This is a genomic window from Bacillus cereus group sp. MYBK227-1, assembly GCF_051916325.1.
Taxonomy (GTDB): Bacteria; Bacillota; Bacilli; order Bacillales; family Bacillaceae_G; genus Bacillus_A; species Bacillus_A cereus.
Map to the genome: position 1 here is coordinate 525,068 of NZ_JBQAGK010000001.1, position 12,275 is coordinate 537,342.

Below are 12,275 nucleotides of genomic sequence, written 5' to 3' on the forward strand. Positions count from 1 at the left end.
TTTTCATAGTAGGAGGAAATCGTTTGAAGAAGAAGTTACATCAGTATGAGGTAATGTGTATCGGTTTGTTATTTGCTGTATTTGGTATTGTTGCTTGGCGCGTACATGCAGGTGGCGTTACAGTGATGGATACATATGTCCGTGGATTAGTAAGAGGGCTACAAACGGAAAGTTCTCTTACATTTTTCTCGTACTTTACAAAATTGGGATCAGCAATTGGGATAGTCGCTACGCTCGTTATAAGTTTGCTTGTTTTTTGGAAGAAGCGTTATTATGCTGCGATGATTGTATATCCAATGGGAATTTTAATAACACATCTTGTGAATAAAGGGATAAAAGAGATTGTAAAGAGAGAACGTCCGTCATTAAATGAAGCGCTAGATGCACTTGGATATAGTTTTCCTAGTGGACATGCAATGCTATCAATTATGACATTTGGATTTCTTACTTATATCATTGCTGCTAATTTGAAAAGCGTAGCTGGGAAATGTGTCACAACGATTTTGATGGGTATAGTAATTCTATCGATTGGATTAAGTAGAGTCATTTTAAATGTACATTACCCAACTGATATTTTAGCTGGTTACTGCGTAGGTGGTATTTTGTTAATTATCGCGATTTACTACCATCGTTTACTTACTGAGAGATTAGGGCTTAATAAAGAGAGATAGAAAAACGTCTGGAAAAACTATTATTATAGTTTTTCCAGACGTTTTTTGTTTATATCAAGATGTGATACAGTATAAGTGACAATTGAATTATGTAAAGTAGGTGAAAATGTGTGAAGACAAATGTACATAAAGTTGATAAGTGGGGGAAGTTAGGAGCCTTTTTGTATCAGTTTCGTTATACAGTAATTGTAGCGTTACTGTTGCTCGCAATCGCACTTGGAATTTTTGCTCCAAAGCTACCGGGAGTATTAGGTGGTGACGGTTTCCAAACGGAAGGCGACTATCAAAAAACGAAAGAAATTTTAGATAAAGATTTTAAGAAGTCTCAAGATACGCTGCTGCTCGTTTTTGAGAAAAATAAAGATGCTTCGCATGAGGAATTTAAAAAGCGAATAAATGAAATTGTAAAGAATGTTCAAGAGAAAGAGAACTATGAATCTTTCCATCACCCAATCCAAAATAAAGAAATGCTACAAGATGACATCGGCTATGCGACAATTTTATTTTCCGGGAAAACAAATAAGGAACGAATGGAAAAGACATTACAATTTGCTGATGAGATTGAGAAAGAAAGTAATATAGCATTAAAAGTAACACCTACAGGGTTTCCGAAAATTAATAAAGAGATTAATGAAAGAACGCAAAATGATTTAAAAGTAGCAGAGATGATTGGATTACCAATTGCGTTTCTTGTATTACTATTTTCGTTTGGTAGCCTTTTGGCATCAATTTTACCGATTTTGAATGGGGCGCTTAGTGTTATTAGTACGATGGGTATATTGTATTTCATCGGTGTTGATAAAGAACTATCTATTTTCGTGTTAAACGTTGCACCGATGATTGGACTTGCATTATCTATTGATTTTGCGCTATTATTTGTGAACCGTTTTCGAGAGGAAGTTGCTAAACGAACGGTAAAAGAAGCGATAGCAATTACATATCAAACGGCAGGACGTGCGATTGTATTTTCAGGATTATGCGTATTTGTTGGGTTATCCGGTTTGTTTTTCTTTAAGATAGATTATATTCAATCTGTCGCGATTAGCGGAATGATTGTTGTCATTATGAGTATTTTATTCTCACTCACACTTCTTCCAGCACTATTATCGTTAATCGGTAAAAGAATATTAAAAAAGAATCAAGTAGCACATACGCCGGCAAAAGCATGGCGTAAATTTGCAAAATTTGTGATGAAACATCCAATTGCAATGATTATTGTTGTTACAACATTTATTGTTATTTGCTTATTACCGTTACGTACAGCTAATTTGCAGTTCCCTGGTGTTGAAGCTTTACCTGAAAAGAGTGATACAAGGATTGCATATGAAAAGTATGAAGAAGCATTTAATGAAACTGTCAAAACACACGCTGATGTTACGTTAGTTGTAGAGACGAAAAAAGATATGAAAGAAAAAGAAAGTCTACAAAAGATAGAAGAAGTCGTTCAAAAGTTAAAAGGTGATAAGAAAGTACATGAAGTAAGAAGTTTATACGACGGGTTAACTGGAATGAAAGCAGATCAAGTTGTTGGAATGTTGCAGTCGCCAGAATCAGCGAAACTAGCTCCTGTATTTGAAGCATACACGCAAGGGAATAAGACGACGATAGAAATATTTTTGAAAACAAAACCACGTACAGAGACTGCAAAACAGTGGGTACGTGACTTTAAAAAGAACTATAAAGAAACGGATGTTACGTATTATCTAGGCGGAATGACGACGTTTCAACAAGAATTAGAAGATGAAATTAAAGATAAAGTTGTAATTGGTATGTCTGTTATATTTGGATCGACCTTTGTTATATTATTATTTGCATTCCGATCTATACTCATTCCAATTAAGGCAATTGTTATGAATATACTTAGTTTAAGTGCAACCATTGGAATTGTTGTTTGGTTATTTGAAGGTGGTCATTTCGGTTTAGAAGCAAGTCCGGTTCTGTTTGTCTTACCAATCTTCATTTTTGGCCTCGTATTTGGGCTTAGTATGGATTATGAAGTATTTCTTATTTCACGTATTCATGAGCTCTATGAAGAAACAGGAGATAACGATCAAGCAACGTTAGAAGGGCTCGTTTCAACAAGTAGAATCATTACATCAGCTGCTTTAATAATGATTGTTGTAACTGGTGCATTCGCATTTACTGATATTTTACCAGTAAAGCAGATGGGTCTTGGCGTTGCATTAGCAATATTTCTTGATGCAACAATTATTCGTCTTATGCTCGTACCAAGCTTAATGAAGTTATTTGGAGACTGGAACTGGTGGTTACCATTTCGAAAAAAACGAGAAAAATCATCGTAAAAAATGCTCATCAATATGATGAGTATTTTTTATGAATAGCAAAGCCTACATTTTGCAAATAGTATGTGATAAGAACATTACATAATAAGTAGGTGAAGGCAATGTTTCGTTATTTTAAGTTTAAGTTAAATGATACAGTACAGTTTGCCGAGAACGATGGGCATATGTATCGCATTGTCGGTTATCGGTTAGAAAAAGGATTTTATCCAAAAGATGAATGGACTCATATCATTTATGAACTACTTAGAGAATTTGACGGGTATACGATGGATGCGGAAGAGGAAGAACTTGTAAAGGTCGTTCAAGTAGAGGATGAGTATTACAAAATACAAGAAGTATCAGGTTATCGCTATCCAGTAAAAATGAAACAAAAACAACAAGTGATGAAAATAGAAAAGATGGACGATTTATTAGATGCTTACAATGATTATAAAAGGTTGGCGGATTTCTTTAAGGATTTATCGTATGAACAAAAAGCTGAAGAAGTATTGTTAGAAATGAAAAGACTTAGAGCTTGAGGGGCAGTCTATTATAAGACTGTCCTCTATTTTTGACGGTGCATCAAAGTGTGTTTTCCGTTACAATGAGAGAATCAATAGAAATAAGGTGATAAACAGTATGGAAACAAAGAAAAAGGGTGAATGGTGTGAAATTACCGTTCCAGCTAAATGGAATGGTATAAGTATTGAATCGGTATTAAAAGTAGAATGGGAAATACCGAAAAAGCTATTACATCAGCTTCGTATGGAAAAAGGTGTTACGGTTAACGGGGAACAAAGAAGATGGAATGAGCTTTTAAAAGAGAACGATAAGTTACAAGTCCATATGTTTGCGGAGGAAGAGTACGGTGTAGATCCAGAATATGGTGAATTACATGTAGTATACGAAGATGATCACGTACTTATCGTAAATAAACCAGAGCAAATGGACACACACCCTGCTGAAAAAGGTGGAACCGGGACGCTTGCAAACCTTGTTGCTTTTCATTTTCAAATGCAAGGTTTAGAGACGAAGGTGCGTCATATTCATCGTTTAGATAAAGATACGACAGGTGGTGTCGTGTTTGCTAAGCATAGAATTGCTGGTTCAATTATGGATCGCTTATTAATGGAAAGAAAAATTAAAAGAACGTACGCAGCGCTCGTTGAAGGGAAAGTAAAGAAGAAACAAGGAAAGATTGATGCTGCTATCGGAAGGGATCGCCATCATGCTACAAGGCGTCGTATTTCTCCAAAAGGTGACCAAGCTATCACATATTATAAAGTAGAAAAGTATTTTAAGAAGCAAAACACGACTTTCGTAACGTTACAATTAGAAACGGGTAGAACACATCAAATTCGTGTTCATATGAGTCATAATGGTAATCCATTAGTTGGGGATGTATTATATGGTGGACAAACAAAATATATGTCCAGTCAAGCATTGCATGCGATGAAGATACATTTCTTGCATCCAATTACGAAAGAAGCGATTGAAGTTGATGTGCCGTTTCCTACAAAGTTAAATAATAAAATAAAAGAATTTCAAAAAGAAAATGCGTAAAGTATAAGTTTTAACTTGAAAAAAGTAGATTTTTGCAGGGATTTCTCTAAAAGAAGCGAAGCCGTTAAGAGAAAAGAGAGGTGAGAATCACTTGATTAAATATAAGTATGTACTGGGAATATTTTTCGCTTGTCTTTTACTTACTCTATTTCTCTATCCCTATTTACCAAATCGTATGGCAGTACATTGGAATGTAAATGGTCAGCCAAACGAGTTTATGAGTAAACAAGTCGTTGTAGCATTTATTCCCTGTTTTATTATTTTTTCATATGGATTTTTGTATATTATTTCACATAATATATTTAAGTTTAATGAAAGAGAGCATGGTATTATAGGCGGATTTATAAAGAAAATTACGTTATTTATGTTGTTTATTCATACGCTTATCCTCTTTATTAATTTTGGGGATTTGATATCCTTTCAAACAGGATTAACGATTGGGATTAGTATGTTTCTTTTTATGCTGAGTAAAGAATTTAAGAAAATAAAAGGCAAAGAAAAAGAAAAAGATCCAATTAAATTACAAAAAATTTGTTTAGTGAGTAGACGGATTTTTCAAGTGATGGCATGTGGCATATTGTTTTCATTGTTTTTGAACTTAGAGTGGGGATTTTATGTATTGCTTAGTGTAATAAGCTGTGGATCTATGTTGTTTATGTTATATATTTTCTATTCATACATAATAGAAAGCTATGAAACTTAAAAAAGAGTCTTCTCATTATGAGAAGACTCTTTTAATCTATTTACTTCGTAATAAATTGTTGTGTCCAGTAGTTGCCGCTTTCTACATAACCAACACCGATGTGAGTGAAGCCGTTATTTAAGATGTTTGCACGGTGTCCAGCGCTGTTCATCCAAGCTTGTACTACTTCTTCAGGTGTACGTTGACCTTGAGCGATATTTTCACCTGCAGATGTATAAGAAATACCAAATTTCTTCATCATGTCAAACGGAGACCCGTATGTAGGGCTGTTATGATCAAAGTAGTTGTTTTTTTGCATATCTTCAGACTTAATACGTGCTACTTTGCTTAATTCAGTATCGATTTTTAGTGCTGGTAAGCCTTGTTTTGCACGCTCAGCGTTTGTTAATTCAACAACACGTTGTTCAAACTCGCTTAAAGATTTTGCTTCTTCAGCAGGCTTTTGCTCAGCTGGTTTTTGTTCAGCAGGTTTTTGAGTATTGTTGTTTTCAGCAGGCTTTTGAGCTTCTGGTTTTTGAACTTCTTCAGCAGGTTTTTGCTCAACTGGCTTTTGAGTTTCTGGCTTAGCTGTTGGTTGCTCAGTTACAACATTTCCAGTAGGTTGTTGACCAGGAATGAAGCAGTTTGGTTGGAAGTTTCCTTGTTGCCATTGTGCTAATGATTCAACTCCCATAGATTGTAAGAATGCTTGTAATTCTTGTTGGCTCATTTGTTTCATCATTACTTTTGAATGCTGAATATTTTGAACCTTTACGTTAGATGGTTGTACTGTTGCAGCTTGTGCATCTAGAGAAGATACTCCTAAAGTAAGAGCTGTTGCAGCAGCTACAGATAATAAAACACGCTTTTTCATGATGTGTGTCCCCCTATATAAAGTTTTAATTTGTTTTCACACGATTTGTTTTTGACAGCCTGTCTGACTGACAAATTCATCGTAGCATACAATTTGCGAGAAAAAAGATGGAAAAAAATTCATAGACTTTAAAATTACCTAATTTATCCTAAGAGAAGAAGCGAGCAAAAATAAGAGAAATATAGAGTATAAAAGGAATTTATAGTGTTTTTATACTTGGTTTTAAGAGGGGGTTTTTGGATAAAGTTACCTAAATAGAAAATGAAGAATCCTATTGTATCAATGGTTTGAACGTTTTTTTGAGGAATATAATGGATTGATTTTTACAAAACTGTAATGTTTCTGTTGTTCTTTTTTATAATAAAGTAACATATTTTTAATGTTGTAGCAGACAAAAAAGCGGCTATCTCTTTACATAGACGAAGGAGATAGCCGTTTTCCTATTATTACGTATGTTACGAGTTAGTTTCAATTGCTTCTAATAATAAATCCACAATGTGAATTCCTCTCATTTTATGAGAAAGCCCTTCTCGCTCAATGCCCAATTTCATTTGTAATAAACAACCTGGATTTGCAGTAACAATGGTTGCTGCTTCTGTTTCATGCACACGGTCCATTTTGTAATCTAGAAATTCCATTGATAACTCTGAATGAACAATATTGTAAATACCAGCAGAGCCACAGCAGCGGTCGGCATCTTTCATTTCTCGATATGTTGCCCCTTGGATAGCCTCTAGTAACATACGAGGTTCAGAAGATGTGCGCATAACATTGCGTAAATGACAAGAGTCTTGATACGTAATAACCTGCGGCGTGAGTCGTAAGTCAGTTCGCTTATGGAAGTCTAGTTCTACTAGTATAGCAGTAATATCTTTAATTTTAGAAACAAACTGCTTAGCACGTTCAGCCCAATCCGGATCATCCTTTAAAAGATAATCATAGTCTACAAGATAAGCCCCGCAACCACCTGCATTCGTAATAATATAATCGATGTTTAAATTTTCGAATGCTTTTATATTTCGCTTTGCTAATTCTTTTGCTCCACTCTTTTCACCAGCATGTCCATGCAATGCACCGCAGCAACTTTGTGTTTTCGGAATAACGATATCACAACCAGCTAATTGAAGAAGTTTCATCGTTGCATTATTTGTTTCTAAAAACATCGTATCCATTAAGCAGCCTGTAAAGAATGCAACTTGTTTTTTCTTTGTACTTTCTGCAGGTAAAAATGAAGGACGATCTTTCATCGCTTTCATTTTAGGGACTTTTGGTAAAACGAGATCCATCGTTGCAAGGGTTTCAGGGAATAACTTCATAATCCCTGTTTTATGTGTTAGCGTTTGTAAACCAGAACGTTGATAAAATCCGATTAGTCCAGTTAATGTTCTCATTCGATTTTGATGGGGGAATAATCCTTCAAAAACGACTTTTCGAACAGCTTTCACTGGCACTGAGAATTTTTTATTTTGATTAATAATATCACGAGTTTCTTCTAATAAATGTCCATAATTTACACCAGATGGACAAACAGGCTCACAAGCACGGCAACCAAGACAAACGTTTAATGTATTTTCAACATCTTCATCTGGTTCGATTAAACCATCAACGACTGCTTTCATTAATGCAATACGTCCGCGCGGTGAATGTGACTCTTTATATCCGGATTGAATGTAGGTAGGACAAGTAGGTAAACAAAAACCGCATCGCATACAGTTTAGTAATTCATCTTCACTTAATCGTTCTTTAAATTCTTTTTGAATATTTTCTTTATTTAATGTGGTCATCGCTCAACCACCACTCTTTTTCGAGTGTCTTTCGCGAACATTTTTCCAGGATTCATAATGTTATTTGGATCGAAAGCTTGCTTTATTCCTTGCATAGCTGCAATACCTTCTTTACCTAATTTCATTTCTAAATATGGAGCTTTCATTGCACCAACACCATGTTCACCAGTAATTGTGCCACCAAGTTCAATTGCTTTCGCAAATATTTCAGCAAAAGCTTGCTCAGCTCGGTGCATCTCTTCTGCATTACGAGCGTCTGTCATACAAGTTGGATGTAAATTACCATCACCAGCATGTCCAAACGTACAAATAGGAATATTATATTTTTTTGCAATGGCATTAATAGCTTCAACCATCGGAGCGATTTGTGAACGTGGTACAGTCGCATCTTCTAATATTGTAGTAGGTTTTAATCGTGCGAGCGCTGATAGAGCACTACGGCGAGCGGTACGAAGCGCATCTGCTTCTGTTTCACCTTTTGCAACGCGAACATCAACCGCATTCATAGAGTGACAAACGTTAGCCATTTTTTCAATATCTCGATTGACTACTTCGGGCGGACCGTCTTGTTCGATTAATAAAATTGCTTTTACATCTGTAGGTAAACCGATTTGTGCAAACGCTTCTACTACTTCAATTGTCGGTTGGTCTAAAAACTCCAGTGTTGCTGGAATGATTTTATTTGCAATAATAGAAGAAACAGCACGTGCAGCTTCATTAATATCTTCATATAGTGCAAGCATTGTTTTCTTTGTTTCAGGCATAGGAACAAGTTTTAATATAGCTTCTGTTACCACGCCAAGTGTTCCTTCAGAACCGATAAATAAACGAGTTAAATCGTAACCAGCTACATCTTTTGCTAATTTACCACCAGTGCGAATAATATCGCCATTTGGTAAGACAAGTTCAAGCCCCATTACATAATCACGTGTTACGCCATATTTCAAACCGCGTAATCCACCTGAGTTTTCATTAATATTACCGCCGATTGTAGAAATTTTCATCGAGCTTGGATCTGGTGGATAAAATAAACCTTTTTCTTCTACCGCTTTAATAATATCAAGTGTAATGACACCAGCTTGTACAGTAATTGTTAAGTTTTCTTCATCAATTTCTAAAATATTGTTCATATGGCGGAAAATAAGGACGATACCGCCTTCAAGTGGACATGTTCCTGCGCAAAGGTTTGTTCCAGACCCGCGCACATACACAGGGATTTTGTGAGTGTTACATACTTTTAACACTTCAGCTACTTCATTTGTATTACGAGGAGCAATGACTGCATCAGGCATTGCTTGGAAGTTTGGAGTGGCATCATAACTATAAGTTAAACGCCCCATATTGGATGTATCTACATTATCTTCGCCAACAATAGATACGAATGAATGAATAATTTGTTTTTCTAACATTGGAAATCCCCCTCAAACTGTTAACGTGTTTAGTTATAATAAACAACGTGGTAACAGTGCTTTCATTATAATGATAAAAAAGTCGAGGGATTCTTTCTATGTATAATCATCTAAAGATTAATCTGTTTTATCGTTCTTTTTTGTATGATCATCTAATAGGAGGAGTGCGAAGTATAAAACGTTTAAGTCTTTGAATTGTTTTGGATCAAGTCCTGTATGTTCTTCAATCTTTTTTAGCCTGTAATGTAATGTGTTAATGTGTATATGTAATTGTTTAGCCGTCTGTTTATAAGATTGGTTATAATCGATAAATAAGCGCAAAGTATGTATAAGCTCAGGAAATGATAATAAGTTTTCGATGGTACGCTCTAGAAATTGTTCACGCGTTTCGGCAGAAATATCTTGTAAACACATTTCTAAACGTAAATCTTCATTAAATACAATTTTTTTCGTTTCCAATGATACAGAAAGAGCGCGTAATGCTTGTTCGTAACATATGTTCATATTGTTTGAGGTAACTGTTTGTCCAATCCCGATATATAAAGAAATAGAAAATAAAGTTTCGCAGTCTTGTTTTAACCGTTTTAAAAATTGATAAGTTTGCTCTTTTGAGCTCGTTGCTGTAAATAAAATAAAACGATCATTTCCCCAACGAACAAATAGATGCTCTTTTGTTAAAATATTACGTATGTGTTGCCATATTTTACGCTGGAGCATCGTGTCATTTTTGCCAATAGAAAACAAAATAAGTTGTTTTTTCTTATATAAATCAATGCCAAGTGTTTTGGCGCGATCAAGAAAACTCGGGGACCACTCTGTATTTTGAAGCCAATCAAAGACAAAAGCTTCATAAGAACGGTGCTCAAGTTCTAGTTGCTCTAAAAAGTAGTTTTCATGAATTAATAATTCGGTCATCTTACGCAATATTTCTCCGTAGCGTGAAATATTTTCAGGTTCTCCTGTAATCCCAATGACACCAATTACTTCATCATGAAATAATAAAGGAAGATTCATCCCAGCCTTTACACCTTGCAATCGCCTTTCATCTTCTTTTGTAATGATGACGGTTTTCTTTTGTTTGGCGCAGCGGAGTGCACCTTCATGAAATTGACCAATTCTTTCTGTATCTGTACTTGCGATAATAACGCCTTCTATATTAATGATAATAATATTTTCTGTAATTAGTCTGCGTACTTCTCGTACAATTTTATTCGCTAAATCAGGAAATAGCATAATTGACACACCTCAAATTCTATTTGTTGTACATTATATATGTAAATTGAGTAAGAAAGGGAAATTTCACACTTTCCACACATTTATTTGTTATTTTACAATTATAACGAAATCATCCGAAGATGGAGGGAATCTTTTGAGAAAGTATGTTTTTCTTCTCTGTTTTTTATTTCTACTAGTAGGGTGTCAAGGAAGTTCATATACACCAATTGCTAAAGATAAAAATGTTATTATAACTACGAATATAAAAGAAGGCAGCATTAGTTTTATTGATAAAAAAGATAAAAAGTTAATTACGACATGGGAACTAAATGAGCCAATGGCCGGAATCACACTGCTTCCAAATGGCGATGAAATACTTGTATACGGTAAGCAATTAGAATATATGTATGTATATTCACTAGCGGAAGGAAGGCAAGTGGGAAAATATAAAACTGGAAAGGGCATTGTAAATGTGGTGGTATCAGCAGATGAAAAACAATTATTTGCTGCTGATCAAAATGTTCAAAAGGTAAGGTTCTTTACGATAAATGGGAAAGAGACAGGAAGTGTTTCAACAGGAAAAGGGCCTATAACGATGGTAGAGTATCAGAATCGGTTATCTGTACTAAACTTTTATGATACGAAACTAACGACAATTGATACGAAGAAAAAAGAAGTTATTCAATCCTTTATGATTCCGCCAGCATCAACAGGAGCGACGATTAGTCCTGATGGGAAAGAAATATGGATTGGCGGACATGGTGATGGAAATCAAGTAAATGAGAAAGTGTTAGTGTATTCTTTACAGAGTGGAGAAATGGTGCGTTCTTTACACGCTCCATTTATGCCTGTGAATATAACGAAGGATAGTAAGTACGTATATGCACTCAGTCATGGATCGAATACACTTAGAAAGTTTGATATTAGCACATATAAAGAAATAGCTTCTGTAGAAGTAGGGTCGAATCCATTTGCATTTTTTGAGAGCGGAGCAGAAGGGTATGTAGCCAGTTATGATAGTGATGAAGTGTGCGTTATAGATATGAAGAATTTGAAAATAAAACAAACAATTAAAGTCGGAAAAGGACCGTTTCAACTCATAGAGAGGGAAGGGAAGGACAATGAATAAATATAGAGTGCTAGTTGTAGATGATGAAAGTGATATGAGACAGCTTGTTGGAATGTATTTGGATAACTTTGGATATGAGTGGGGAGAAGCTGAGAATGGAAAAGAGGCTCTTAAAAAACTAGAAACGGATCATTATGATTTCGTTGTATTAGATATAATGATGCCAGAAATGGATGGACTTTCAGTTTGTAAAGAAATTAGAAAAACGTCAGATGTGCCGATTATATTTTTAACGGCAAAAGGTGAAGAGTGGAATAGGGTGAACGGCTTACGTATGGGAGCAGATGACTATATTGTAAAACCGTTTAGTCCTGGTGAATTGGTTGCCCGTATGGAAGCTGTGCTAAGAAGATATACAAAGCAAGAACAGCAAGAAGAGATTCAATTTGGACCAATTCTTATCAATGAAAAAAGTAGACGAATAGAGGCGGGTGGTGAGCCGATTTCTCTTACTGTAAAAGAGTTTGATTTATTATATTTTCTTTGCCAACATACAGGACAAGTATTTAGCCGGGAGCAATTACTTGAAAAGGTATGGGGATATGATTATGCCGGAAGTACAAGAACGGTAGATACGCATGTGAAAACGATGCGCTTGAAGCTTGGAGAAAGTGGAAACTACATTCAAACTGTTTGGGGTGTAGGCTATAAATTTGAGGTGTAACG

At 35.3% G+C, this 12,275-nt stretch carries 11 protein-coding genes; 7 read left to right on the forward strand and 4 right to left on the reverse strand.

The features are described 5' to 3' along the window. The first annotated feature begins 23 nt into the window (after nucleotides 1-23). The 5 genes from ACTFRM_RS02865 (at nucleotide 24) to ACTFRM_RS02885 (ending at nucleotide 5,219) form a co-directional block, all read left to right on the forward strand. Nucleotides 24-671 (forward strand): phosphatase PAP2 family protein, encoded by a 648-nt coding sequence (locus ACTFRM_RS02865; RefSeq protein ID WP_000727792.1) that lies wholly within the window; start codon nucleotides 24-26, stop codon nucleotides 669-671. A gap of 110 nt (nucleotides 672-781) precedes the next feature. Continuing rightward, on the forward strand, nucleotides 782-2,974 hold the full coding sequence (locus ACTFRM_RS02870; protein WP_000856405.1) for an MMPL family transporter: 2,193 nt from the start codon (nucleotides 782-784) through the stop codon (nucleotides 2,972-2,974). A 101-nt stretch (nucleotides 2,975-3,075) separates the two neighbouring features. After that, nucleotides 3,076-3,492 (forward strand): hypothetical protein, encoded by a 417-nt coding sequence (locus tag ACTFRM_RS02875; protein ID WP_000490301.1) that lies wholly within the window; start codon nucleotides 3,076-3,078, stop codon nucleotides 3,490-3,492. Nucleotides 3,493-3,592: 100 nt separating this feature from the next. Next, nucleotides 3,593-4,516: an RluA family pseudouridine synthase gene (locus tag ACTFRM_RS02880; RefSeq protein WP_000448350.1), complete on the forward strand. Its 924-nt coding sequence runs from the start codon at nucleotides 3,593-3,595 to the stop codon at nucleotides 4,514-4,516. Nucleotides 4,517-4,607: 91 nt separating this feature from the next. Beyond that, nucleotides 4,608-5,219: a DUF1648 domain-containing protein gene (locus ACTFRM_RS02885; RefSeq protein ID WP_006917704.1), complete on the forward strand. Its 612-nt coding sequence runs from the start codon at nucleotides 4,608-4,610 to the stop codon at nucleotides 5,217-5,219. Nucleotides 5,220-5,259: 40 nt separating this feature from the next. Here the strand turns inward: ACTFRM_RS02885 and ACTFRM_RS02890 are convergent, their stop codons facing one another. The 4 genes from ACTFRM_RS02890 to ACTFRM_RS02905 all read right to left on the reverse strand — a co-directional run bounded on the left by ACTFRM_RS02890 (nucleotide 5,260) and on the right by ACTFRM_RS02905 (nucleotide 10,498). Next, nucleotides 5,260-6,072, reverse strand: coding sequence for a CAP domain-containing protein (locus ACTFRM_RS02890; protein ID WP_000747602.1), 813 nt, complete (start codon nucleotides 6,070-6,072; stop codon nucleotides 5,260-5,262). A gap of 455 nt (nucleotides 6,073-6,527) precedes the next feature. Continuing rightward, nucleotides 6,528-7,856, reverse strand: coding sequence for a (Fe-S)-binding protein (locus ACTFRM_RS02895; protein WP_000209655.1), 1,329 nt, complete (start codon nucleotides 7,854-7,856; stop codon nucleotides 6,528-6,530). Then, the gene (gene glcD, locus ACTFRM_RS02900; protein ID WP_000890752.1) at nucleotides 7,853-9,265 is read right to left on the reverse strand and encodes a glycolate oxidase subunit GlcD; all 1,413 of its coding nucleotides are present in this window, start codon (nucleotides 9,263-9,265) and stop codon (nucleotides 7,853-7,855) included. Before glcD ends, ACTFRM_RS02895 begins: the two co-directional genes overlap by 4 nt. Nucleotides 9,266-9,382: 117 nt before the next feature. Further along, on the reverse strand, nucleotides 9,383-10,498 hold the full coding sequence (locus ACTFRM_RS02905) for a CdaR family transcriptional regulator (protein WP_000898641.1): 1,116 nt from the start codon (nucleotides 10,496-10,498) through the stop codon (nucleotides 9,383-9,385). A 136-nt stretch (nucleotides 10,499-10,634) separates the two neighbouring features. Between ACTFRM_RS02905 and ACTFRM_RS02910 the strand changes: the two genes are divergently transcribed. Both ACTFRM_RS02910 and ACTFRM_RS02915 read left to right on the forward strand, forming a co-directional pair. Next, nucleotides 10,635-11,609 (forward strand): YncE family protein, encoded by a 975-nt coding sequence (locus ACTFRM_RS02910; protein WP_001234150.1) that lies wholly within the window; start codon nucleotides 10,635-10,637, stop codon nucleotides 11,607-11,609. Then, the gene (locus ACTFRM_RS02915; RefSeq protein ID WP_001046398.1) at nucleotides 11,602-12,273 is read left to right on the forward strand and encodes a response regulator transcription factor; all 672 of its coding nucleotides are present in this window, start codon (nucleotides 11,602-11,604) and stop codon (nucleotides 12,271-12,273) included. The genes ACTFRM_RS02910 and ACTFRM_RS02915 overlap by 8 nt, the downstream gene beginning before the upstream one ends. Nucleotides 12,274-12,275: the final 2 nt, after the last annotated feature.